At 74.7% G+C, this 24,933-nt stretch carries 13 protein-coding genes and 1 pseudogene; 12 read left to right on the forward strand and 2 right to left on the reverse strand.

Annotation, left to right across the window (positions count from 1 at the left end):
* Positions 1 to 52: 52 nt before the first annotated feature.
* From ACIRBY_RS23845 to ACIRBY_RS23890, 10 genes and pseudogenes are all read left to right on the forward strand, one after another.
* Positions 53 to 10,675 (forward strand): annotated as a pseudogene (locus ACIRBY_RS23845) (type I polyketide synthase); the annotation flags it as partial.
* Between the two features lie 29 nt (positions 10,676 to 10,704).
* Positions 10,705 to 11,481 (forward strand): arylamine N-acetyltransferase, encoded by a 777-nt coding sequence (locus tag ACIRBY_RS23850; RefSeq protein WP_403903592.1) that lies wholly within the window; start codon positions 10,705 to 10,707, stop codon positions 11,479 to 11,481.
* A gap of 86 nt (positions 11,482 to 11,567) precedes the next feature.
* The gene (locus ACIRBY_RS23855; RefSeq protein WP_403903595.1) at positions 11,568 to 12,911 is read left to right on the forward strand and encodes an NAD(P)/FAD-dependent oxidoreductase; all 1,344 of its coding nucleotides are present in this window, start codon (positions 11,568 to 11,570) and stop codon (positions 12,909 to 12,911) included.
* Between the two features lie 7 nt (positions 12,912 to 12,918).
* Positions 12,919 to 13,992, forward strand: coding sequence for a 3-dehydroquinate synthase family protein (locus tag ACIRBY_RS23860; protein ID WP_403903597.1), 1,074 nt, complete (start codon positions 12,919 to 12,921; stop codon positions 13,990 to 13,992).
* Positions 13,989 to 15,284 carry a 3-deoxy-7-phosphoheptulonate synthase gene (locus ACIRBY_RS23865; RefSeq protein WP_403903600.1) on the forward strand — a complete coding sequence of 432 codons (1,296 nt, stop codon included), beginning with the start codon at positions 13,989 to 13,991 and terminating at the stop codon, positions 15,282 to 15,284. The genes ACIRBY_RS23860 and ACIRBY_RS23865 overlap by 4 nt, the downstream gene beginning before the upstream one ends.
* Positions 15,281 to 16,096 carry a shikimate dehydrogenase family protein gene (locus tag ACIRBY_RS23870; protein WP_403903603.1) on the forward strand — a complete coding sequence of 272 codons (816 nt, stop codon included), beginning with the start codon at positions 15,281 to 15,283 and terminating at the stop codon, positions 16,094 to 16,096. The genes ACIRBY_RS23865 and ACIRBY_RS23870 overlap by 4 nt, the downstream gene beginning before the upstream one ends.
* Before the next feature lie 132 nt (positions 16,097 to 16,228).
* Positions 16,229 to 17,389 (forward strand): DegT/DnrJ/EryC1/StrS family aminotransferase, encoded by a 1,161-nt coding sequence (locus ACIRBY_RS23875; RefSeq protein WP_403903606.1) that lies wholly within the window; start codon positions 16,229 to 16,231, stop codon positions 17,387 to 17,389.
* Positions 17,386 to 18,465, forward strand: a complete 1,080-nt coding sequence (locus ACIRBY_RS23880; RefSeq protein WP_403903608.1) for a Gfo/Idh/MocA family protein — start codon at positions 17,386 to 17,388, stop codon at positions 18,463 to 18,465. Before ACIRBY_RS23875 ends, ACIRBY_RS23880 begins: the two co-directional genes overlap by 4 nt.
* A 78-nt stretch (positions 18,466 to 18,543) precedes the next feature.
* Positions 18,544 to 19,236, forward strand: coding sequence for an HAD-IA family hydrolase (locus ACIRBY_RS23885; RefSeq protein WP_403903611.1), 693 nt, complete (start codon positions 18,544 to 18,546; stop codon positions 19,234 to 19,236).
* A gap of 13 nt (positions 19,237 to 19,249) precedes the next feature.
* A complete protein-coding gene (locus ACIRBY_RS23890; RefSeq protein WP_403903614.1) occupies positions 19,250 to 20,149 on the forward strand; it encodes an ROK family protein in 900 nt (299 codons plus the stop codon).
* 316 nt (positions 20,150 to 20,465) lie between these two features.
* Here the strand turns inward: ACIRBY_RS23890 and ACIRBY_RS23895 are convergent, their stop codons facing one another.
* Positions 20,466 to 22,097: a bifunctional 3-(3-hydroxy-phenyl)propionate/3-hydroxycinnamic acid hydroxylase gene (locus tag ACIRBY_RS23895; protein ID WP_403903617.1), complete on the reverse strand. Its 1,632-nt coding sequence runs from the start codon at positions 22,095 to 22,097 to the stop codon at positions 20,466 to 20,468.
* Positions 22,098 to 22,342: 245 nt separating this feature from the next.
* Positions 22,343 to 22,537: a ferredoxin gene (locus tag ACIRBY_RS23900; protein WP_403903620.1), complete on the reverse strand. Its 195-nt coding sequence runs from the start codon at positions 22,535 to 22,537 to the stop codon at positions 22,343 to 22,345.
* A 199-nt stretch (positions 22,538 to 22,736) separates the two neighbouring features.
* On the opposite strand from ACIRBY_RS23900, the gene ACIRBY_RS23905 reads away from it, so the two are divergent.
* Both ACIRBY_RS23905 and ACIRBY_RS23910 read left to right on the forward strand, forming a co-directional pair.
* On the forward strand, positions 22,737 to 23,537 hold the full coding sequence (locus ACIRBY_RS23905; RefSeq protein ID WP_403903623.1) for a thioesterase II family protein: 801 nt from the start codon (positions 22,737 to 22,739) through the stop codon (positions 23,535 to 23,537).
* 1 nt (position 23,538) lies between these two features.
* Complete coding sequence (locus tag ACIRBY_RS23910) at positions 23,539 to 24,876, forward strand: cation:proton antiporter (RefSeq protein WP_403903626.1); 1,338 nt, start codon at positions 23,539 to 23,541, stop codon at positions 24,874 to 24,876.
* The last annotated feature ends 57 nt before the right edge of the window (positions 24,877 to 24,933 follow it).

The raw sequence follows: 24,933 nt of genomic DNA on the forward strand, positions 1-24,933 counted from the left end.
GTGGTTCAGGCCCTGCGCTCCCACTCCACTTCGTAAGGAATCGAAAAGAATGGCCACGGACGAAAAACTCCTCCAGTACCTCAAGCGGGTCACGGCCGAGTTGCACACCCTGAAGAAGCAGGGGTCGAACCACGCCGGCGAGCCCATCGCCATCGTGGGCATGGGCTGCCGCCTGCCCGGCGGCGTGGCGGGCCCGGAGGACCTGTGGCAGCTGGTGTCCGAGGGCCGGGACGCGGTCTCCGGGTTCCCCGAGGACCGCGGCTGGGAACTGGAGGGCCTCTTCCACCCCGACCCCGACCACCCCGGCACCTCGTACACCGACCAGGGCGGATTCCTCCGGGGCGCGGGCCTGTTCGACGCCGGGTTCTTCGGGATCTCGCCGCGCGAGGCCCTCGCCATGGACCCCCAGCAGCGGCTGCTGCTGGAGACCTCCTGGGAGGCCCTGGAGGGCGCGGGAATCGACCCCGTCTCCCTCAAGGGCACCGACGTCGGCGTGTTCTCCGGCGTGTGCAGCCAGGGCTACGGGACCGGCGCCGGAGCCATCGCCCCGGAACTGGAGAGCTTCACCGGGACGGGCGTGGCGCCCAGCGTGGCCTCGGGCCGCGTGTCGTACGTGTTCGGCTTCGAGGGGCCCGCGGTGTCGGTGGACACCGCCTGCTCCTCCTCCCTGGTCGCCATCCACCTGGCCGCGCAGGCGCTGCGCCAGGGCGAGTGCTCCGTGGCGCTCGCGGGCGGCGCGATGGTGATGTCGACGCCCGGGACCTTCGTCGCGTTCTCCCGGCAGCGGGGCATGGCCACCGACGGGCGGTGCAAGGCGTTCGCGGACGGCGCCAACGGCATGGGCCTGGCCGAAGGCGCCGGCGTCGTGGTGCTGGAGCGGCTGTCGGTGGCCCGCGAGAAGGGCCACAAGGTGCTGGCCGTGCTGCGCGGCAGCGCCGTCAACCAGGACGGCGCCTCCAACGGTCTGACCGCCCCCAACGGCCCCTCGCAGCAGCGGGTCATCCGCAAGGCGCTGGCCGGCGCCGGACTGGTCTCGTCCGACGTGGACGTCGTCGAGGCCCACGGCACGGGCACGGCCCTCGGCGACCCGATCGAGGCGCAGGCCGTCCTGGCCACCTACGGGCAGGGCCGTGACCCCGAACGGCCGCTGTGGCTGGGTTCGCTGAAGTCCAACATCGGCCACACGCAGGCCGCCGCGGGCGTGGCGAGCGTCATCAAGATGGTGCAGGCCCTGCGCCACGGCGTCATGCCGCCCACCCTGCACGTGGAGCGGCCCACCACCGAGGTCGACTGGACGGCGGGCGCCGTCGAACTGCTCACCGAGGGCCGGGAGTGGCCGCGCGACGGCCGGCCGCGCCGGGCGGGCGTGTCCTCGTTCGGCATCAGCGGGACGAACGCCCACCTGATCCTGGAGGAGGCCCCCGCCGAGGAGGAGGCCGCGCCGACGGCCCCGGCCCCGGTGGCCGGCGGCGTGGTCCCGCTGGTGGTGTCGGCGCGCACCACCGGGTCCCTGGCCGGGCAGGCCGCGCGGCTGGCCTCGTACCTCGAGGACGCCGACGGGGTGCCGCTGGCGGAGGTGGGCCGGGCGCTGCTGTCCGAGCGGGCGCTCCTCGCCGAGCGTGCCGTCGTACTGGCCGGCTCCCGGCCCGAGGCGCTGGCCCGGCTGGGGGCGCTGGCCCGCGGGGAGGGCGCGGCCGGCGTCGTGACCGGCGCCGCCGTCGGCGGGCCGGGCCGGGCCGTGTGGGTCTTCCCCGGCCAGGGTTCGCAGCGCGTCGGGATGGGCCGGGAACTGTACGACCTCCACCCGGTGTTCGCCGAGGCCTTCGACGCGGCCTGCGAGCAGCTCGATGCCGCCCTCGCGGGCCGGGTCGACCACCCGGTACGGGACGTGGTGCTCGGCCGGGCGCCCGGCGCCGCCGGGCTCCTCGACCAGACCGTGTTCACCCAGGCGGGCCTGTTCGCCGTGGAGAGCGCCCTGTTCCGGCTGCTGGAATCCTGGGGGCTGCGCCCGGACGCCGTCATCGGCCATTCGGTCGGTGAGATCACCGCCGCCCACGCGGCCGGCGCCCTCACCCTGCCCGACGCGGCGCGGCTGGTCGCGGCCCGCGGCCGGCTGATGCAGGCGCTGCCCCCGGGCGGCGCGATGGTCGCCGTGGCCGTCGGGGAGGAGGAGGCCGCCGGGCTGCTGGGTGACGGCGTCGAGCTCGCGGCCGTCAACGGCCCCGCCTCGGTGGTGCTCTCCGGCGAGGAGGACGCCGTGCTCGCCGCGGCCGCCGTGCTGCGCGAGCGCGGCCACAAGACGAAGCGGCTGTCGGTCTCGCACGCGTTCCACTCCGCCCGCATGGAGCCCATGCTGGCCGAGTTCGCCGCGGAGCTGGCCGCAGTGGTGTGGCAGGAGCCGGCCGTCCCGGTGGTCTCGAACGTCACCGGCCGGCTCGCCGGCCCCGGCGAGCTCGCCGACCCGCAGTACTGGGCGGCGCACGTCCGCCGGCCGGTGCGGTTCGCCGAGGGCATCGCGGCCGCCGTGGAGTCCGGCGCCACCCTGTTCCTGGAGGTCGGACCGGGCGCCGCACTGACCGGGCTGGTCGCGGAGAGCGCCGCCGCGGCGGGCGCCGGGGCGGTGACGGCCGTCGCGGCCCTGCGCGACGGGCGTCCCGAGGAGCAGACGCTGCTGGCTTCCGTGGCCGAGCTGTTCGTCCGCGGCGCGGCCGCGGACTGGACGGCGGTCCTGCCGGCGTCCGCCGCCCCCGGCCGGGTGGACCTGCCGACGTACGCCTTCGAGCACCAGCACTACTGGCTGAAGGACGCGGGCCCCGCGACCGACGCCGTCGCGCTCGGGCAGACGGCGGCCGACCACCCCATGCTGGGCGCGGTCGTCCGGCTGCCGCAGCTGGACGGGCTCGTCTTCACCTCGCGGCTGTCGCTGCGGACCCACCCCTGGCTCGCCGACCACGCCGTGGGCGGGGTCGTCCTCGTCCCGGGCACCGGGCTCGTGGAGCTGGCCGTGCGGGCCGGCGACGAGGCCGGGTGCGGGGTGCTGGAGGAGCTCGTCATCGAGGCGCCCCTGGTGGTGCCCGACCACGGCGGGGTCCGCGTCCAGGTCGCCGTCGGCGCGCCCGGCGCGACCGGCTCGCGCACCGTGGAGGTCCACTCCCTGCGCGAGGACGCGGACGGCGAGGACGCGTGGACGCGGCACGCCGCCGGCACCCTGTCCGCCGCGGCCCGGCCGGGCGGCAGCGGGTTCGACTTCGCCGCCTGGCCGCCCGCCGGCGCCCGGCCCGTCGAGGTCGGGGACTTCTACGGGGAGCTCGTCGGCCGCGGTTACGGGTACGGGCCCGCCTTCCAGGGCCTGCGGGCGGTGTGGCGGCGCGGCGAGGAGCTCTTCGGCGAGGTCGCCCTGCCGGAGGAGCAGCGGGGGGACGCCGGCCGCTTCGGCATCCACCCCGCGCTGCTGGACGCCGCCCTGCACACCGGGATGTTCGGCGTCCCGGCGGACGCACCCGCCGACGGGGCCGGGGAGGCCGCGGAAGCGGTGCTGCCGTTCGCGTGGAACGGGCTGGTGCTGCGCGCCTCGGGTGCTTCGGTGCTGCGCGTGCGGCTCGTGCCCGGCGGGCCCGGCGCCGTGTCCCTGGAGGCCGCCGACGAGACCGGCGCCCTGGTGGTCACCCTGGACTCGCTGGTGTCCCGCCCGGTCTCCGCCGAGCAGCTCGGCGCGGCGGCCGCACCGGCCGTCACCGACGCGCTGTTCGGGGTGGAATGGGCCCCGCCGGCCCCGGCCGAGGGGGCCGTGGCCGAGCCGGAGTGGGCGCCGGTGGCCACCGCCGAGGACGTGGCGGCGCTGGAGCGCGGCGACCGGGTGCCGGCGGTCGCGCTGCTGGAGGCCGTCGGCGAGGAGGACTCCGCCTTGGCGCTGACCTCCCGCGTGCTGGGCGTCGTCCAGGCCTGGCTGGCCGGTACGGGCCTGGAGGAGTCCCGGCTCGTCGTGGCCACCCGGGGCGCGGTGCCCGCCGGCGACGGCGCCGTGGGCGACCCCGCGGGCGCGGCGGTGTGGGGCCTGGTGCGCGTCGCCCAGGTGGAGAACCCGGACCGGATCGTCCTGATCGACACCGACCCCGCCTCCGCTGCGGGGGCGGAGCCGGTGCTGGGCGCCGTCCTCGCCGGCGGCGAGCCGCAGGTCGCGGTCCGCGCCGGCGAGCTCTCGGCGCCCCGGCTCGCCCGGACGGCCGCCCGGGTGCCCGATGCCCCGGCCGTGTTCGCGCCGGGGGGCACCGTCCTCATCACCGGCGGTACCGGCTCGCTGGGCGCCCTCGTCGCCCGGCACCTGGTCTCCCGGCACGGCGTACGGCACCTGCTGTTGGCCAGCCGCCGCGGACCGGCCGCCGAGGGTGCGGAGGCACTGGCCGCCGAGCTGACCGGGCAGGGCGCCGCCGTCTCGGTGGTGGCCTGTGACGTCTCCGACCGCGCGCAGGCGCAGGCGCTGCTGGCGTCGGTGCCGGCCGGGCACCCGCTGACCGGTGTCGTGCACACGGCGGGTGTGCTCGACGACGGGGTGATCGGAGCGCTGACCCCGGAGCGGCTGGCCGGGGTGTTCGCCCCGAAGGTCGACGCGGTCCGGCACCTGGACGAGCTGACCCGGGGCCTCGGCCTCGCCGCCTTCGTGGTGTTCTCGTCCGCCTCCGGCGTGTTCGGATCCGCCGGCCAGGGCAACTACGCGGCGGCCAACGCCTTCCTCGACGGGCTGATGGCCCACCGCCGGGCCGCCGGGGAGCAGGGCCTGTCGCTGGCCTGGGGCCTGTGGGAGCAGACCTCCGGCATGACCGCCGACCTCAGCGCCGTCGACCAGGCGCGCATGAACCGGGGCGGCGCGCTGGCCATCTCCGCGGCGGAGGGCATGGAGCTCTTCGACGCCGCCCTGGTGGCCGAGCGGGCCCTGCTGGTGCCGATCAAGCTGGACCTGCGCGGGGCGCGGGCCGGGGCCGCGGCGGGCGGCGGCGTACCGCACCTGCTGCGCGGCCTGGTCCGCTCCGGCCGGCAGCAGGCCCGGGCGCAGTCCGCCGGGGACGGCGGGCTGGTCCGGCGGCTCGCCGGGCTCGGCGAGGAGGAGCGGGAGGCCCTCCTGCTGGACCTGGTGCGCTCCGAGGCCGCCGTCGTCCTCGGCCACACCGGCCCGGGCGGGGTCCGGGCCGACATGGCGTTCAAGGACGCCGGGTTCGACTCCCTCACCTCCGTGGAGCTGCGCAACCGGATGCGTGAGGCGACCGGCCTGAAGCTCCCGGCCACCCTGGTCTTCGACTACCCGACCCCGCTGGCCCTGGCCGGCTACCTGCGCGAGGAGTTCGGGGACGCGACCGACGCCGGATCCCCGGCGCCGGCCGTGGCGCCCGTCGCCGTGGATCCGGACGAGCCGATCGCGATCGTGGGCATGGCCTGTCGTCTGCCGGGCGGGGTGGCCGGTCCGGAGGACCTGTGGCGGCTGGTGTCGGAGGGGCGCGAGGGGATGTCCTCGTTCCCGGACGACCGGGGCTGGGACCTGGACGGCCTGTTCGACCCCGACCCCGACAGCGCGGGCACCTCGTACACCAGCCAGGGCGGCTTCGTCCACGGCGCGGGCCTCTTCGACCCGGCGTTCTTCGGGATCTCGCCGCGCGAGGCCCTGGCGATGGACCCGCAGCAGCGGCTGCTGCTGGAGACCTCCTGGGAGGCCCTGGAGCGGGTCGGCCTGGACCCGTTCTCGCTGAAGGGCACCGACGTCGGCGTGTTCGCCGGTGTGTCCAGCCAGGGATACGGGGCCGGCGTGGCCGCCCCGGAACTGGAGGGCTTCGCCAGCACCGGCACGGCGGCGAGCGTGGCCTCGGGCCGCGTCTCGTACGTGTTCGGCTTCGAGGGCCCGGCGGTCACCGTGGACACGGCGTGCTCCTCGTCGCTGGTCGCCATGCACCTGGCGGCGCAGGCGCTGCGGCAGGGCGAGTGCTCGATGGCCCTCGCCGGCGGCGCGACGGTGATGGCGACCCCGGTCTCCTTCGTCGAGTTCTCCCGGCAGCGCGGCCTCGCCGGGGACGGCCGCTGCAAGGCGTACGCCGACGGCGCGGACGGCACCGGCTGGGCCGAGGGCGTGGGCCTCGTGGTGCTGGAGCGGCTGTCGGTGGCCCGCGAGCGCGGCCACCGGGTACTGGCGGTGCTGCGCGGCAGTGCGGTCAACCAGGACGGCGCCTCCAACGGACTGACCGCGCCCAACGGCCCTTCGCAGCAGCGGGTCATCCGCAAGGCGCTGCAGAGCGCCGGGCTGGGGGCGTCCGACGTGGACGTGGTGGAGGGGCACGGCACGGGCACCGCGCTGGGCGATCCGATCGAGGCGCAGGCGCTGCTGGCGACGTACGGCAAGGGGCGCGACCCCGAGCGGCCGCTGTGGCTGGGTTCGCTGAAGTCCAACATCGGCCACACGCAGGCCGCTGCGGGCGTGGCGAGCGTCATCAAGATGGTGCAGTCGATGCGCCACGGCATCATGCCGCCGACGCTGCACGTGGACGCACCGACGCGGCAGGTGGACTGGTCCGAGGGGGCCGTCGAGCTGCTGACCGAGGCGCGGGAGTGGCCCGGTCAGGGCAGGCCGCGCCGGGCGGGCGTGTCCTCGTTCGGCATCAGCGGGACGAACGCGCACCTGATCCTGGAGGAGGCCCCGGCCGGGGAGGAGGCCGCGGCGACGGTCCCGGCTCCGGTGGCCGGTGGCGTGGTCCCGCTGGTGGTGTCGGCGCGCAGCGCCGCCTCGCTGGCCGGTCAGGCCGAGCGGCTGGCGGGGTTCCTGGAGGGCGCCGAGGGGGTTTCCCTGGCGGAGGTGGCCGGGGCGCTGGCGTCGGGCCGGTCGGTCTTCGGGGAGCGGGCGGTCGTCACGGCCGGCTCCCCCGAGGAGGCCCTGGCCGGGCTGCGGGCGCTGGCCCGCGGCGAGGACGCGGCCGGCGTCGTGACCGGCAGCGCGGGCTCGGCGGCGCCGGGCAGGGCCGTGTGGGTGTTCCCGGGTCAGGGCGCGCAGTGGGCCGGTATGGGTCGGGAACTCCTGGACTCCTCGCCGGTGTTCGCCGATCGCATCGCGGAGTGTGCTGCGGCGCTGGAGCCGTGGGTGGACTGGTCGCTGACCGAGGTGCTGCGCGGTGAGGTCGCGGCGGAGCTGCTGGAGCGGGTGGACGTGCTCCAGCCGGCGAGTTTCGCGGTCATGGTCGGTCTGGCGGCCGTCTGGGCCTCGCTGGGTGTCCGCCCCGACGCGGTGGTCGGCCACTCGCAGGGTGAGATCGCCGCCGCCTGTGTCTCGGGCGCGCTGTCGTTGCAGGACGGGGCCCGGGTGGTGGCCCTGCGCAGCCGGGCCATCGCCAAGGAGCTGGCGGGTCGGGGTGGTATGGCCTCGGTCGCGCTGGGCGCCGAGGAGGCGGCCGCGAAGCTGGAGCGGTGGTCCGACCGGGTCGAGGTCGCGGCGGTCAACAGCCCGTCGTCCGTGGTGGTCGCCGGTGACGCCGAGGCACTCGACGAGGCCCTGGAGGCCCTGGCTTTCGAGGGCGTCCGGGTCCGCCGGGTCGCGGTGGACTACGCGTCGCACACCCGGCACGTCGAGGCCATCGAGGACTCCCTCGCCGAACTGCTGGCCGGGATCGCTGCGAAGGCGCCGACGGTGCCCTTCTACTCGACGGTCACCGGTGGTTGGGTCGAGGACGCGGACGTCCTGGACGGCGGGTACTGGTACCGCAACCTGCGCGGTCAGGTCGGCTTCGGCCCGGCCGTCGCCGAACTGGCCGGACGGGGTTACGGGGTGTTCCTGGAGGTCAGTGCCCACCCGGTGCTGGTCCAGCCCATCAGCGAGACCGTCGACGGCCTCGACGCCGACGTGGTGGTGACCGGGTCGCTGCGCCGTGAGGACGGCGGCATGCGCCGCCTGCTGACCTCCATGGCCGAGTTGTTCGCCGGGGGAGTGGCCGTGGACTGGACCGCGGTCCTGCCGGCCACGACGGGGCGCCCGGAGCTGCCGACGTACGCCTTCGACCACCGGCACTTCTGGATCCAGGCCGCCGAACCGGCCGGCGACGCGGCCTCGCTGGGTCTCGCCGGGGTCGAACACCCCCTGCTCGGCGCGGTGGTCCAGCTGCCGCAGTCCGACGGGCTGCTCTGCACCTCCCGCCTGTCCCTGCGCACGCACGCCTGGCTCGCCGACCACGCGGTCGACGGAGTGGTCATCGTCCCCGGTACCGGACTGGTCGAACTGGCCGTGCGCGCCGGTGACGAGGCCGGGTGCGAGCTGCTGGAGGAGCTCGTGATCGAGGCGCCGCTCGTGGTCCCCGCCCAGGGCGGGGTCCAGGTGCAGGTCGCCGTCGGCGGTCCCGGCGAGGGCGGCTCGCGCACCGTGGAGGTCTACTCCCGCCGCGAGGACGCCGCCGACGGTGACGGCTGGACGCGGCACGCCTCCGGCACGCTGGCGGCCCCGGCCGCGTCGGGCGGCCGCCCCGGCAGCGGGTTCGACTTCGCCGCCTGGCCCCCGGCCGGCGCGGAGTCCGTCGACATCAGCGGCGGCTACGAGGCCATCGCCGGGGTCGGATACGGGTACGGGCCGGCGTTCCGGGCCGTACGGGCGGTGTGGCGGCGCGGGGAGGAACTCTTCGCCGAGGTCGCCCTCGCCGAGGAGCACCGCGAGGAAGCCGGACGGTACGGCATCCACCCGGCGCTGCTGGACGCCGCCCTGCACTCGCCGCTGCTGAACGGCGCGGCGCAGCCCGCGTCGGCCGGCGGCGAAGGCCAGGAGCTGCGGCTGCCGTTCGCGTGGAACGGGCTGGCCCTGCACGCGGCCGGGGCTCCGGCGCTGCGCGTCCGCCTCTCGCAGCCGGAGCCCGGGGCACTGGCCCTGGAAGCGGCGGACGAGACCGGCCGGCCGGTGGTGACCCTGGACTCCCTGGTGTCCCGGGCGGTGTCCGCCGAGCAGTTGGAGACGGCCGCGGGCACGGCCCGCCCCGCCAACCCGCTGTTCCGGGTGGAGTGGACCGGGCTGCCGCAGGCGCAGGCCGGCGGGCCCGCCCCCTCGTGGGTGGCGGTGGCCACCGCGGAGGAGGTGGCCACCCTGGCCGACGACGTGCTCGAAGGCCGGACGGCCGCCCCGGCGCTGGCCGTCCTGGAGGCCGTCAGCGGCGCCGCCCCGCTCCCCGCGGGCGAGGACCCGGTGCTGCACCTGGCCGACCGGGTGCTGGAGGTCGTCCAGTGCTGGCTGGCCGGGGCCGGGCTGGAGGAGTCGCGGCTGCTGGTCGTGACCCGGGGCGCGGTACCCGCCGCCGGCGAGGCGACGGTGACCGACCCGGCCGCCTCGGCGGTGTGGGGCCTGGTGCGGGCCGCGCAGGCGGAGAACCCCGACCGGATCGTCCTGGTGGACACCGACCCCGCCGCCGACGGTGGTGCGGAAGCGGTGCTGGGGGCCGTGCTGGCCTGCGGCGAGCCGCAGCTGGCGGTGCGCGGGACGGCCCTGCTCGTGCCGCGTCTCGCCCGTGTCGCCGGTCCGGGGCAGGGGGCTCCGGTGGTCTTCGCGCCGGAGGGCACCGTCCTGGTGTCGGGCGCCGGTTCACTGGGCGCGCTCGCGGCCCGGCACCTGGTCTCCCGGTACGGCGTGCGGCACCTGCTGCTGGCGAGCCGTCGCGGCCCGCAGGCGGAAGGGGTCGGGGAGCTGGTCGCCGAGCTGACCGAGCGCGGCGCCACCGTCTCGGTGGCCGCCTGCGACCTCTCCGACCGCGGGCAGGTCGCCGACCTGCTGGCGTCCGTCCCCGCAGAACACCGGCTCACCGGAGTGGTGCACACCGCCGGCGTGACCGACGACGGGGTGATCGGCATGCTGACCCCCGAGCGGCTGGCGCGGGTGTTCGCGCCGAAGGTCGACGCGGTCCGGCACCTGGACGAGCTGACGCGGGGCCTGGACCTGGACGCCTTCGTCGTCTACTCCTCGGTCTCCGCCGTCTTCATGGGCGCGGGCAGCGGCAGTTACGCGGCCGCCAACGCCTTCCTCGACGGCCTGATGGCCCGGCGCCGGGCGGCCGGCCTGCCGGGCCTCTCCCTGGCCTGGGGCCTGTGGGAGCAGACCGGCGCAGGCATGGCGGCGGGCACCGACGAGGTCGTCAAGGCCCGGCTCAACCGGCGCGGCGGCCTGAGGGCGATGACCCCGGCGGAGGGCATGGAACTCTTCGACGCCGCCCTCGGATCCGGGCAGGCGCTGCTGGTGCCCGCCAAGCTGGACCTGCGGGGCGTCCGCAGCGGTTCGGCGGCGGGTGGCGGCGTACCGCACATGCTGCGCGGACTGGTCAAGGCCGCCCGCCAGCAGGCGCACGCCGGAGCGGGGGCCGAGGAGGGCCGGCGGCTGCCCGAGCGGCTGGCCGCGCTGCCCGCCGCCGAGCAGCGGAAGGCGCTGCTCGACCTGGTGCGGGCGCAGGTGGCCGCCGTCCTGGGATACGGCGCGAACCACCACTTCGACGCCGACCAGGGGCTGTTCGAGATCGGATTCGACTCCCTCACCGCCATCGAGCTCCGCAACAGGCTCCGCACCCTCGCGGAACGGAAGCTCTCTCCCAACCTCGTGTTCGACCACCCGACGCCGGGACTGCTCGCCGGATACCTGCACGAGCTGCTGTGCGGTGCCCGGGCCGCCGGTCCCGTGGCCGTCTGAGGTCCGAACTCCGAAAGAAGGTGCACGACATGTTCGACGCGGGCAGGTACCTGCAGCGGATCGGCTGCGCAGGGGAAACCGGGGTGGACATCGCCACCCTGCGGAAACTGCACAAGCACCACCTCATGGCGATTCCGTACAACGGGGTAACCGAGAACTACGAAGACGGCGTGGACCTCGTCGACATCGACGAGGACGCCATGTTCGAAACGACCGTCATGAACGGCCAGGGCGGAACCTGTTTCCAGCTGAACCGCCTTTTCTTCCGCCTCCTGAGCGAACTCGGCTACGAGGTGACGCTGATGGCGGCCCGGACCGCGGAAGGGGCCGAGGCATTCGCGCTCGATGTCGAGCACATGTTCAGTCGCGTCGCGCTGGACGGGCAGGAATGGCTGGTGGACGTTGGATATCCTGGGCCTTCCTACATCGAGCCGCTGCTGGTCACCGACGCGGTGCAGACCCAGTACCGGTGCCAGTACCGGCTGGTCGACCGCGGGAACGAGATCGCCCTCCAGCGCCGCGGAGCCGTCACCAGGTGGAGCGTCGTCTACACCTTCACGATGGAATCCCGCCAGTGGAGCGACTGGAAGGAAATGGAGGACCTCCTCCGGGAGATCCTGGCGGAGGAAAGGCCGCGCGACGGCCGCGAAATCCTGTGCGGCCGGAGTTTCGAGAACGGCCAGGCCGTACTCAAGGGGCGCCGCTACCTGACGGTCCGTGACGGCCGCGAGCAGGCCCACACCATCACGGACGACAACGAGCACCGGGCGCTGATCGACGGCATCCTCTCCGGTCGACCCGGCTGATCCGCCCCGTTCGCCGACTTCCGTACACCGTCCGCGGGGGAAATCCCCGCGGACGGGTCAGCAAAAGAAATTCGAAGGGAAATGTGATGGCAAACGACACGACCGACGTGATCGTGATCGGCGGAGGACCGGCCGGCGCCGTCAGCGCCACGGTGCTCGCCAAGCAGGGGCACAACGTGGTGCTGCTCGAACGCGACGAGTTCCCCCGCTTCCACATAGGCGAGTCCCTGCTGCCCTACATGATGGGCATGTTCGACCAGATCGGCCTGCGCGAGGCCGTCGAGGCCCAGGGCTACGTCCCCAAGTTCGGCGGCGAGTTCATCGACCCGACCGAGAAGAAGTTCTTCGAGGGCGTCTTCCGCGCCGACTTCACCAAGCAGGGCGACGGCCGCTACTCCAGCGCCTTCCAGGTGGAGCGCGCCCGGTTCGACAAGATGCTCACCGAGCAGGCCGCCGCGGCCGGCGCGCGCGTCCTCTTCGGGGCGAACGTCAACGAACTGCTCATGGAGGGCGACCGCATGGTCGGCGTCCGCTACGAGCGCGAGGGCGAGCAGCACGAGGTCCGCTCCAAGTACGTCATCGACGCGAGCGGCCGCGCCGGCCGGATCGCCAACCGCTTCGGCCTGCGCAAGACGCTGGAGAAGCTCCGCATGGTCGCCGTGTTCCGGCACTACGCCGGGCTCGACGAGAGCCACAACCTCGGCGTCGAGGGCGACATCCAGGTCGGCGCCCACGACGACGGCTGGGTCTGGGCGATCCCGCTCTCCAAGGACGCCATCAGCGTCGGCACGGTCATGCCCCGCGACGTCCTGCGCGGCTCGACCCCCGAGAAGGCGTTCGAGGAGCACGTGGGCCGCATCCCGCGGATCACCGCCCGCCTGACCGGCACCCACCCCACCGGCGACCTCCGCGTCGAGACCGACTACTGCTACCACTCCGACACGGTCACCGGCCCCGGCTGGGTCATGGTCGGCGACGCCGGCTGCTTCGGCGACCCGATGTTCTCCGGCGGCGTCCTGGTGGCCACGGCCACCGCCGTCCGCGCCGCCGAGACGATCGGCGCCGCCCTCGACGACCCGGCCGCCGAGGACCACCTGATCGACCGGTACGCCAGCTTCTTCAAGACCGGCTACGACACCTACATCCGGCTCATCCACGCCTACTACGACGGAGAACTGGTCGCCGCGGCCGCGGACGCCGCCCGCTCCACGGACCGCGACACCCTGGAGAAGTACCTCGTCCGCCTCATCGGCGGCGACTTCTGGAGCGAGCACAACCCGGTCGCCCAGGAGATGCGCAAGCGCACCGAGTGGGACACGTTCGCACCGTTCAAGCGGGTCTTCGGCTGCCCCGCCTACCCGCACCTCGACGAGGCCGACCGCAAGGAGCGGGCCGAGTCCCGCGTCCGCAGGGCGACGGCGGGCAAGTAGGCGGACCATGGCTTCCATTCCTCTGCGCCTCAGAGACCATTCGTACGAGGTACTCATCGGCCCGGGCGTGCGCGCGTCGCTCGCCGGGACCGTCCGACGACTGGGCGCCAGACGGGCCGTCGTCGTGTCGGCCCGCCCGGAGGAATGGGTGCCCGACACCGGGGTGGAGACCCTGCTGCTGCCGGCCCGGGACGGCGAGCGGGACAAGACGCTCAGCACGGTGGAGGCGCTGTGCGGTGAGTTCGTGCGCTTCGGGCTCACCCGCTCCGACGTCGTCGTCTCCTGCGGCGGCGGGACCACCACCGACGTGGTCGGACTCGCGGCGGCGCTCTACCACCGGGGCGTCCCCGTGGTCCACCTGCCCACCACACTGCTCGCCCAGGTCGACGCCAGCGTCGGCGGGAAGACGGCGGTGAACCTGCCGGCCGGCAAGAACCTGGTCGGCGCCTACTGGCAGCCCAGCGCCGTGCTGTGCGACACCGACTACCTCTCCACCCTGCCCATCCGGGAGGTGCTCAACGGCCTCGGCGAGATCGCCCGCTGCCACTTCATCGGCGCGGGCGACCTGCGGGGGCTGACGCTGCCGGAGCAGATCACCGCCAGCGTCACCCTCAAGGCGGGCATCGTGGAGCGGGACGAACGGGACTCCGGACCGCGGCACCTGCTCAACTACGGCCACACCCTGGGCCACGCGCTGGAACGGGCCACCGACTTCGCGCTGCGCCACGGCGAGGCCGTCGCCATCGGCACGGTCTTCGCCGGCCGCCTCGCCGGCGCCCTCGGGCGCATCGGCGAGGAGCGGGTGCGAGAGCACCAGGAGGTCGTCGGGTCCTACGGCCTCCCCACGGCCCTGCCCGAAGGGCCCGCCACCGAGACGCTCGTCCGGCTGATGCGGCACGACAAGAAGGCCCTCACCGGCCTCACGTTCGTGCTGGACGGGCCGGACGGCGCGGAACTGGTGGACGACGTACCGCACGCGGTGGTCGCGGACGTCCTGGACCGGATGCCCCGGGCGGGCCTGGCCGACCTGGTCGGCGAAGGCGCGCCCGGATCCCCCTCGAACGATGCGGCTCTCACATGACGCGCACGATGCAGTGGCCGGCCGCCCCCCTCGCGCCGGCCGGCGCCGCCCCGCCCCCGGACCCGGCGCAGGCCGCCCGGCTGGAGGCGGCACTGGCCAGACCGGCCGCACAACAGCCGCTCTGGCCGGACCCCGGGCCGCTCCGGGAGGTCCGGGAGCGGCTGTCACGGGCCGAGCCGCTCGTGACCCGGGCCGAGACGGCGCGGCTGGGCGGCGCCCTCGCGGCCGTCGCCCGCGGCGAGGCCTTCCTCGTCCAGGGCGGCGACTGCGCCGAGACCTTCGCCGCGAACACCGAAGCCCACGTACGGGCCAACCTGCGCAGCCTCGTGGACATGGCCGCGGTCCTCGGCCGGCGCACCGGACTGCCCGTCGTCAAGATCGCCCGGCTGGCCGGCCAGTACGCCAAACCGCGCTCCCAGGACCTCGACGCACAGGGCCTGCCCGTCTACCGCGGCGACATGGTCAACTCGCTGGTGCCCACCCGGGCCGCCCGCACCCCCGACCCCTGGCGGATGCTGCGGGCCCACGCCCACGCGGCGGCCGCGATGGACCTCGTCCGCGCGTTCGGCGCGGAAACGGCCGCGGACGCGGGCGGCGGCGAGATCCACGTCGGCCACGAGGCGCTCCTCCTCGACTACGAGCGCTCCCTGCTGCGGTCCGACACCAGCGGGCCCGAACCCCGCCTGTCCAGCGCGCTGGGCCACTTCCTGTGGATCGGGGAGCGCACCCGCGCGCTCGACGGCGCCCACATCGCCTTCGCGGAACTCCTCTCCAACCCGATCGGCCTCAAGATCGGACCGGGCACCACCCCGGCGGCGGCCGCCGCCTACGTACGGCGGCTCGACCCGTACCGCGAACCCGGACGGCTGACCCTCATCAGCCGCATGGGGCACGACCGGATCCGCGAGGTCCTGCCGGCCATCGTCGAGGAGGTCACCGCCTCCGGCCACCGGGTGGTGTGGCAGTGCGACCCCATGCACGGCAACACCCGCACCTCGGCCAACGGGTACAAGACCCGCGACGTCCGGCACATAGCCGACGAGATCGCCGGATTCTTCGAAGTCCACCGGAGTCTGGGAACCCATCCCGGAGGAATCCACATCGAAATGACGGGCGAGGACGTCACCGAATGCGTCGGCGGCTCCTGCGGAATCACGGAAGCCGATCTCCCCGCCCGCTACCGGACGGCCTGCGACCCCCGGCTCAACGCGGAACAGGCGAGGGAAATCGCCTCCCTGACCGCGGAGATGGCTGCGGTCGCGGTCACCGGATCCGGGGCGGTGGCCCGATGACGGGACACCCCGCCGCCGGCATCCCCGTCAGCGGCACCACCCGGCTGTACGCCGTCCTGGGCGACCCCGTCGCCCAGGTGCGGGCCCCGGCCCTGATGAACCCGGTCTTCGCGGACCTGGGCATCGACGCGGTCCTCTTCCCGGTGCACGTCCGGCCGCAGCACCTCGAACGGGTCGTCCGCGGCCTGCAGCGGATCGAGAACCTCGACGGCATGTTCGTCACGGTGCCCCACAAGGCGGCCGTGCGCCGCTTCGCCGACCGCTGCGGCCCCACCGTGGACGTCGTCGGCAGCGCCAACGTGCTGCGCCGGGAGCCCGACGGCAGCTGGCTGGCCGAGAACTTCGACGGCTCGGGCTTCGTGTCCGGCCTGGTCGGCGCCGGACACGACCCCCGGGGCAGAAGGGTCGCGCTCGTCGGGACGGGGGGCGCCGGCAGCGCCGTCGCAGCCGCCCTGCTGGCGGCCGGCGCCGACCGGCTCGCCCTGTACGACGCGGACCCCGCGAAACTGGGCGCCCTCGCCGCCCGCCTCGACGCGCACTGGCCCGGACGGGTCCGCGCCCTGCCCGGGCCGGACCTGCGCGGGGCGGACATCGCCGTCAACGCGACCCCCCTGGGCATGCGCCCCGACGACCCCCTCCCGTTCCCCCTGGACGCCCTGCCCCCGGGCGCGGTCGTGGCGGACGTCGTCATGAAGCCCCACGAGACGCGCCTGCTGCGCGAAGCGGCCGCACTGGGCCACCCCGTCCTTCACGGGATTCACATGCTAGAGGGCCAGCTGAATTCATATCGAGCTTTCTTCGATATGAACTGAAACCCCCCGAGAACTACCGGACCGAGGGATGCGCAGCCGCATTCCGAGACCTACGTTGGACCGGTAATCCAGCCTATTTCGACGCCCGCTCCGCATCTCGCGTCGAGCCACATCCATTTCCTCTGGAGAAACATGAACGCGCGACAGGCACCGGAATTCCCCCAGTGGCCCCAGTACGACGACGCCGAGCGGGAAGGCCTCATCCGCGCCCTTGAGCAGGGCCAGTGGTGGCGCATGGGCGGGAGCGAGGTCGACTCCTTCGAGCAGGAGTTCGCCGAGCACCACGGCGCCCCCCACGCCCTCGCCGTCACCAACGGCACCCACGCCCTCGAACTGGCCCTCCAGGTCCTCGGCGTCGGCCCGGGCTCCGAGGTCATCGTCCCCGCCTTCACGTTCATCTCGTCCTCCCAGGCCGCGCAGCGCCTCGGAGCCGTCGCCGTCCCCGTCGACGTCGACGAGCACACCTTCAACATCGACGTGGCCCGCGCCGCGGACGCCGTGACCCCGCGCACCCGGGCGATCATGCCGGTCCACATGGCCGGCTTCCTCGCCGACATGGACGCCCTCGACAAGCTCTCCGCCGACACCGGCGTCCCCCTCGTCCAGGACGCCGCGCACGCCCACGGCGCCCGCTGGCAGGGCAAGCGCGTCGGCGAGCTCGGCTCGGTCGCCGCCTTCAGCTTCCAGAACGGCAAGCTGATGACCGCCGGCGAGGGCGGCGCCGTACTCTTCCCCGACGCCGAGATGTACGAGAACGCCTTCCTGCGCCACAGCTGCGGACGGCCCAAGACCGACCGCCGCTACCTCCACTCCATCGCCGGCTCCAACCTGCGGCTGAACGAGTTCTCGGCGTCGGTGCTGCGCGCCCAGCTGCGCCGCCTCGACGGGCAGATCGCCACCCGCCACGCGCGCTGGACCCAGCTGTCCGGCCTGCTCGACTCCATCGACGGCGTGGTCCCGCAGCGCGGCGACGAGCGCACCGACGTCCCCTCGCACTACATGGCGATGTTCCGGGTGCCCGGCATCTCCGAGGAGAAGCGCAACGCCCTCGTCGACCGCCTGGTGGAGATCGGCGTACCGGCGTTCGCGGGCTTCCGCGCGATCTACCGCACCGACGCCTTCTGGGAGATCGGCGCGCCCGACACCACCCCCGAGGAACTCGCCCGGCGCTGCCCCCACTCCGACGCCCTCAGCCGGGACTGCATCTGGCTGCACCACCGCGTGCTGCTCGCGAGCGAAGGGGACATCCGGCGCACGGCCGAGATCATCGCCGACGTCGTGGGCGCCGCATGAGCGTCCGGGTCGCCGTCGTCGGCCTCGGCTGGGCGGGCCGGGAGCTGTGGCTCCCCCTGCTGAGCGAGCACGCCGACTTCGAGGTCGTGGCGGTCGTCGACACCCGGCCTGAGGCCCGCGAGGCCTTCGGCGGGGTGGCGGGCCTGCCCGTGTACTCGACGGTCGAGGCGCTCAGCCCCCGGTCGGTCGACCTCGCCGTCGTCGCCGTCCCCAACTTCCTGCACGCGGAGGTCGCCGCGGCCCTGCTCGGCCGGGGCGTGTCCGTCTTCCTGGAGAAGCCGGTCTGCCTGACCTCCGCCGAGGCCGACGCCCTGGCCGCCGCCGAACGCCGGGGCGGCGCCATGCTGCTGGCCGGCAGCGCCGCCCCGTACCGCGCCGACGTCGGCGCCCTCGCGGACGTCCTGCCCGGCCTCGGCCGCATCCGGCACGTCGACCTGGCGTGGGTACGCGCCCGCGGGGTCCCGCAGGCCGGCGGCTGGTTCACCCAGCGCAGCAAGGCCGGCGGCGGGGTCCTGCTCGACCTGGGCTGGCACCTCCTCGACACCCTCGCCTCCCTGCTCGGCCCGGCCCGCTTCGCGCAGGTCGTCGGCGTCACGGCGAACGACTTCGTCAACGCCGGCTCCTGGAGCGCGGCATGGCGCCACGACCGGCCCGCCGCCGAGGCGGCGGGCGACGTCGAGGACACCGCCCGCGGTTTCCTCGTACGCGAGGACGGGGTCTCCGTCTCGCTGCACGCCAGCTGGGCCTCGCACGAGGCACGGGACGTGACCCGCATCCAGGTGGTGGGCGGCGAGGGCACCGCCGAGCTCAGGTGCACCTTCGGCTTCAGCCCCAACCGCCGGCCCTCGGAGCTGACCCTCACCCGGGAGGGCGCCACCACCCCGGTGCCGGTGCCCGACGAGCCGGTCGGCAACGAGTACCGGCGCCAGCTGGACCGCCTGGCCGCCGTCCTCGCCGACCCCCTCAACCGGGGGCGGGCCATCGGTGAGGCCCGGACGACGGTCGGCGTCATCGAGGACTTCTACGCGTCGGCCCTGTCCGCACGCACCCCCGACGCCGTGCCCGCCTACCGGTAGGCCACGGCGCGACCGGCGGCCGACCCCGGCCGCACCACCGGTTCCCACAGGACCAGCACACCCACGGGATGGCATCACGTGACACTTGCAACGGTAGGAACAGCGGCGACGGGCACGCTCCCGGCGGTCCGGCGCGCCGTGATCTTCGACCTCGACGGGGTCATCGTCGACAGCTTCGCGGTGATGGAGGAGGCGTTCGCCATCGCCTACCGGGAGGTCGTCGGCGAGGGCGAGGCGCCCTTCGCGGAGTACCGGCGCCACCAGGGCCGCTACTTCCCCGACATCATGCGGATCATGGGCCTCCCGCTGGAGATGGAGGAGCCCTTCGTCCGCGAGAGCTACCGGCTCGCCCCCCAGGTGCCGGTCTTCGACGGCATCAGCGAACTGCTGCTGACCCTGCGCGCCCGCGGGTTCAGGCTGGCGGTGGCCACCGGCAAGGCGGGCGAGCGGGCCCGCTCCCTGCTCGACGAGCTGGGCCTGCTGTCGTTCTTCGACCACGTCATCGGCTCCGACGAGGTCGCCCGCCCCAAGCCCGCCCCCGACATCGTGGAGCACGCCCTCGCACTGCTGGGGCTGTCCCCGGAGGAGGCCGTCATGGTCGGCGACGCGCCGACCGACATCGCCAGCGCCCGCGGCGCCGACGTGGCCTCGGCCGCGGCGCTGTGGGCGGAGGTGGACGACGAGGAGGCCCTGCTGGCCTCCGGGCCGGGCTCCGTCCTGCACCGCCCCGCCGAACTGCTGGCCCTGTGCCCGGCCGTGCCCCGCGTCTGAGGGACACCACGGCATGCGGCAGGCACATCACCTCGGTGTCGACATCGGGGGCACCAAGGTCGCCTTCCGGGTGGAGGCGGGCGGGCGGTGCGTCGACGAGTCCTCCTTCCGCTGGGACCCGCGGCACAGCGCCGACCGGGACCTGGAGCGGCTCGCCCGCCACGTGGGCGAGCTGCGCGGGAGGCTCGCGGGGCCGCTGCGCGCGGTCGGCGTCGCGATGCCCGGGACGGTCGGGCCGGACGGCCGGGTCACCGCCTGGCCCAGCCGGCCCGAATGGAACGGCCTCGACCTGGACGGGGCGCTGCGCGCCCTGTTCCCCGGAGCGGCCACCGCCCGGGCCGACGACGGAGACCTCGGCGCCCTCGCCGAGGCCCGGGCGTCCGGCTGCGAGGACCTGCTCTACCTCGGGGTGGGCACCGGCATCGGCGGCGGGTTCGTCCTGCGGGGCGGGCTGTGCCCCGGCCCGGACCGCGGCTCGTTCGAACTCGGGCACGTGATCGTCGAGCTGGACGGCGCCCCCTGCGTCTGCGGCCGCCGCGGCTGCCTCCAGGCCCTCGCCTCCGGCCCGGCCACCCTCGACCGCGCGGCCCTGCTGCGCGGAGCGCCCGTCGCCTTCGAGGAGCTGGTGCGGGGCCTGGGCGACGGACGGCCCTGGGCGGTCAGCGCGGTCGACCGGACCGGCAGGGCCCTGGCCGCCGCGGTGTCGGGAGTCCAGGAGCTGCTCCACCCCCGGCTCGTCGTGGTCGGCGGCGGTTTCGCGGCGGGCGTCCCCGAGGTCGTCACCGGGGTCGGCGCCCACCTCGCCGCGCTGGCCCGCCCGGGCCAGTCCCCGCTGCCGGTACGGTCGGCCGCCCTCGGCGGTCTGTCGTCCCTCCACGGCGCCCTGGCCCTGGCCCACCTGACGGCTCCCTGACCCCGGCCCCCCGTCGGCGCCCTCACCCCGGCCCACCTGACGGCTCCCTGACCGCGGGCGCCCGCCTCTGTGGCCCCCGCCGGTCCGTCGGGCGCCCGCCCGCGCCCCCGGCGGCCCGGCATCCGGGGCCCGTGGCGCTCCGGCGTGCCGGCGGGACGGCCCCGGTCGGACCCCCGTGCCCCGGCCGGGTGCGCCAGGCGGCCCGGCATCCGGGCCCTCGGTGCTCCGGGGCTCCGGCGTGCCGGCCCCGGTCGGACTCCCGTGCCCCGGCCGGGTGCGCCCGGACCGGAGCGGGCGCACCCGGCCGGGGGAGCCGTCAGCTGGGGGTGCCGGCCGGGACCGCGGTGCGCAGGGCGGCCCGGAGGTCGTCGACCAGTGCCGCGGCGCCCTGCGGGCCGGCCGCGGCGCCGAAGACGTGATAGTCCGGGCGGACCAGCAGCGACGTCGCCCCGAACCCCGCCAGGTACGGCCCGTAGACCCCGTCCACATCCGTCACGCCGATCACCTCGGACCCGCCGCCCCCGTCCGCCTCCTGCCCGGGCGGCAGCAGCCGCACCACCCGGGCGTCCAGCTCCGCCAGGAAGACGAGCCGCTCCCCGTCGAGCCCCGTGTGCGCGTCGTCCGTGGTCAGCAGGACGAAGCCGCGGCCGACGACCTCGTCGAACAGCCCGTCCGGCCCGCCCGGCCGCGCCACCCGCCCCTGCGGCACGACGGCACCCGCGGCCGGCTCCGCCTCCTGCGCCCCTGGAAGCCGCCGCAGCAGCCCGCCCGTCAGCGGCTTCGCCGGCTCCGGCCGGCCCGTCGGCCGGCCGCGCCGGTTGGCCAGGACGGTGGCGTCCCGCTCCGCGGCGGCCGCCGGGTCCGTCACGCAGATCACCCGGCCCAGCTGCACCGACGCCAGGATCGCCTCCCTGGCCTGCGCCCGCCGTTCCTCCGTGTAGGTGTCCAGCAGGGACTCGGGGGCCAGGCCGCGCAGGGTCAGGTCCAGCTTCCAGGCCAGGTTGACCACGTCCCGGATGCCCGAGCACATGCCCTGACCGGCGAAGGGCGGCATCAGGTGGGCCGCGTCGCCGGCCAGCAGGACGTGCCCCACCCGCCACTGGTCGGCCCAGCGCGCCTGGAAGATGTACGTGGTGCTGCGCAGCAGGGTCGCCGTCGCGGGGGTGACGCCGAAGGGCGCCAGCAGCCGCCAGGCCGTCTCCTCCCGGCCCAGTTCGGCGGCGCTCTCGCCGGGCAGCCGCATGAATTCCCAGCGCCGCCGCCCCGGTCCGCTGGCCACCACGGTCGTGGGCCGGGCCGGGTCGCACACCTGCACGTTCGTCGGGGTGAACTCGCGCGGCTCGCGCAGCTCGACGTCGCAGAGCAGCCACTCGTACGAGAACCCGAGGTCGGTGACGGAGACGTCCAGGTGCTCGCGGACGAAGCTGTTGGCGCCGTCGCAGCCGACCACCCACCGCGCGGAGAGGACGCGCGCGTCGTCGTCGGTGGTGGCCGTCACCTCCACCCGTCCCTCGCCGTCGGCGATCCCCACGACCTCGTGGCCGCGCAGCACCGTGATCCCGTCGAGGGCCCGCGCCTCGGCGGCGATCAGGTCCTCCAGCGCCGGCTGGTGCATCGTGTTCGCGTCCGGCCAGCCGTACGGGCCGGCGTCGGTGAACCCGATGTCCAGCAGCACCGCCCCGGCGGCCGTCTGCCACTGGTAGCCGTTGGCCGGTTCCGTCACCCGGCCCAGCCCCGGTCCGATGCCGGTGGCGGCCAGGAGCCGGGCGGTCTCCCCGTCGAAGCTGGTGGCGCGCGGCAGCCGGTACGGCCTGGGCCGCCGTTCGAGGACCGTCACCCGCCAGCCGCGCCGGGCCAGCAGCACCGACAGGGCGGCGCCGATGGGTCCGTTGCCCACGATGACGACGTCCGTGTCCGTCGCATTCGAGTACGTGTCGTGCGTTCGCATGGTCGGCCTCGTGCCCCTACTCGAAAATCCCGCCCCTGAAAAATCGCCAGAAGAGTATTTTCGCCGGTACGGGCGTGTCAAAGGATCCGCAAAGGACTATCAGGTCGGGGGATGCGTATCCGGACGACCCGGTGAGCGGGCCCGCGGTCCGGCCCGTTCCGCCACCCCGGACTATCAGATCGGGGGATGTACGGGCGACGACGCCGGTCCTACGCTCGTCGGACACGTCGCCGCCTGCGCGCTCATCAGGAGAGGGACAGGGCCCGGACCGGACAGAGGTAGACGGCCTCCCGGGCCTTGTGCGCCAGGAGTTCACCCTGGGGCTCGGCATTCAGGACGACGACCCTGCCGTCCCTTTCGTTCTGGTCGAACAGTTCCGGCTCGGTGAGCAGGCACTGGCCGGCTCCGATGCACTTCTCGGTGTCCGCGGTGATTTTCACGGGGGTTGCCTCCGAATCGCTGTCGCCGTACGGTATTTCGAATCCCGGCAGGGCAAGTAGACCTCAACCGGAGGGGCCGTGCAATGACCCGGCGGTAAGAGGGGGACGGTCTATCAGATCGGGGGATGCCCGGCTGCGGTGGGCCGCCCTACGCTTTTGAGGGACAATGCAAGGCCATTCCTGAAAGGAATTCCCGGTCGTGCCTCAATCAGCGGAACAATTCGCGAAATGGGTCCGCAGATCCCATCCGGCGCCGCAGGCGGGGATCCGCCTGGTCTGCCTGCCGCACGCCGGCGGCTCGGCGAGCTTCTACTTCCCGGTGTCCCGGGCGCTCGCGCCCGCGGTGGAGGTGCTGGCGGTCCAGTACCCCGGCCGTCAGGACCGGCGCCACGAGCCGAACATCCCCGACCTGCACGCCATGGCGGACCGGATCTTCGACGCGGTCTGCGACCTCGACGACAAGCCCCTGGCGCTGTTCGGGCACAGCATGGGCGCCGTCCTCGCCTACGAGGTGGCGCTGCGCATGCAGGACGCCGGACTCCCCGCGCCCGCACGGGTCTTCACCTCCGGCCGGCGCGCCCCCTCCTGCCTGCGCGACGAGCGGATCCACGCCGAGTCCGACGAGCAGCTCGTCGCCGAACTCCGCAAGCTCAGCGGCACCGCCGACACCATGCTGACGGATCCCGAACTGCTGGAAATGATCATGCCGGCCATCCGCAGCGACTACCGCGCCGTCGAGACGTACGCCCACGACCCCGGCCGCAAGCTCGACTGCCCGGTGACGGCCCTCACCGGGGACCGCGACCCCCGCGTCACGGTCGAGGAAGCGGCGGCCTGGGAACGCCACACCTCGGGACCCGCCGACCTCCACGTCTACCCCGGGGGCCACTTCTACCTCGCCGAGCCGCGGGAGAGCGCGCTGGTGATCGCACTCCTGCGGGAGCTGCTGGCAGGGCGGGGCGCCGAGGAGCCCGCCCCGGCCCGAGCGGCGGTGGCGTGAGATGGAGCTGAGCGCGGCACCCGTGCCCACCATCGCCCACCACTCCCTGCTGGTGCTCCTCCTCCAGCTGGCCCTGCTGCTCCTCCTGGCCCTGACGCTGGGGCAGTTGGCGGCCCGCTTCAAGATGCCCGCGATCGTCGGCGAGCTGTTCGCGGGCGTCCTCGTCGGCCCCTCGGTCCTCGGCCACCTCCTGCCCGGCCTCTCCGACTGGCTGCTGCCGCAGCAGCCCGAGCAGATGCACCTGCTGGACGCCGTCGGCCAGCTCGGCGTCCTGCTGCTCGTCGTGGTCACCGGCATGGAGCTGAAGTTCGACCTCGTCAGGCGGCGGGGCACCACCGCGGTCCGGGTCAGCCTCGCCGGTCTGCTGCTGCCCCTGGGCCTCGGCGTCGCCACCGGATTCCTGCTGCCCGCCTCGCTCCTGCCGGGCGGCACCGACCAGACGGTCTTCGCCCTGTTCCTCGGCGTGGCCCTGTGCGTCAGCGCGATCCCGGTCATCGCGAAGACGCTGATGGACATGAACCTGCTGCACCGCGAGGTCGGCCAACTGACCCTCGCCTCGGGCGTGATCGACGACGTCATCGGCTGGTTCCTGCTCTCCATCGTCTCGGCGATGGCCACGGCGGGACTGACCACCGGCAAGGTCGCCGCCTCCCTGCTCTACCCCGTGGGCGTGGTGCTCGTCGCCTTCCTGGCGGGCCGGCCCCTGGTGCGGCTCGCCCTGCGGGCGGCCAACAGGTCCCCCCAGGCCGGGCCTACCGTCGCCGTGGCGGCCCTGGCCGTCCTGCTCGGCTCGGCGGCTACTCACGCCCTGGGGCTGGAGGCCGTCTTCGGCGCGTTCGTCTGCGGCGTGCTGATCAGCACCAGCGGCGAGCTGGACCCGGAGAAGCTCGCCCCGCTGCGCACCACGGTGCTGGCCTTCCTCGCGCCGGTCTACTTCGCCACGGCCGGGCTGCGGATGGACCTGACCGCACTGGCCCGGCCCGCCGTCCTGCTGACGGCCGTCGCCGTGCTGGCCGTGGCCGTCCTCGGCAAGTTCGTCGGCGCGTACATCGGGGCGAAGCTGAGCGGGCTCAACCGGTGGGAGGCCCTCGCGCTCGGCGCCGGGATGAACTCCCGCGGCGTGATCGAGGTGATCGTGGCGATGGTGGGCCTGCGGCTCGGCATCCTCGGCGCCGAGACGTACACCGTCATCATCCTGGTGGCCATCGTGACCTCCCTCATGGCGCCGCCCATCCTCCGCGCCGCCATGGCGCGGGTCGAGGAACGGGCGGAGAGCGAGATGGCCCTGGGCAGCGGCGGAGGGCGCGGGCTCAAGCCCTCGCCGGCCGCCAAGGTCTGAGGGCGCGGCGCCGTTCCCGTGGGACTGCGAACCGGCGGGACGGCGTCACCCCGGGGC

The sequence above is a fragment of the Streptomyces sp. NPDC096136 genome, from assembly GCF_044763325.1.
In the GTDB taxonomy this organism is placed as follows: Bacteria; Actinomycetota; Actinomycetes; order Streptomycetales; family Streptomycetaceae; genus Streptomyces.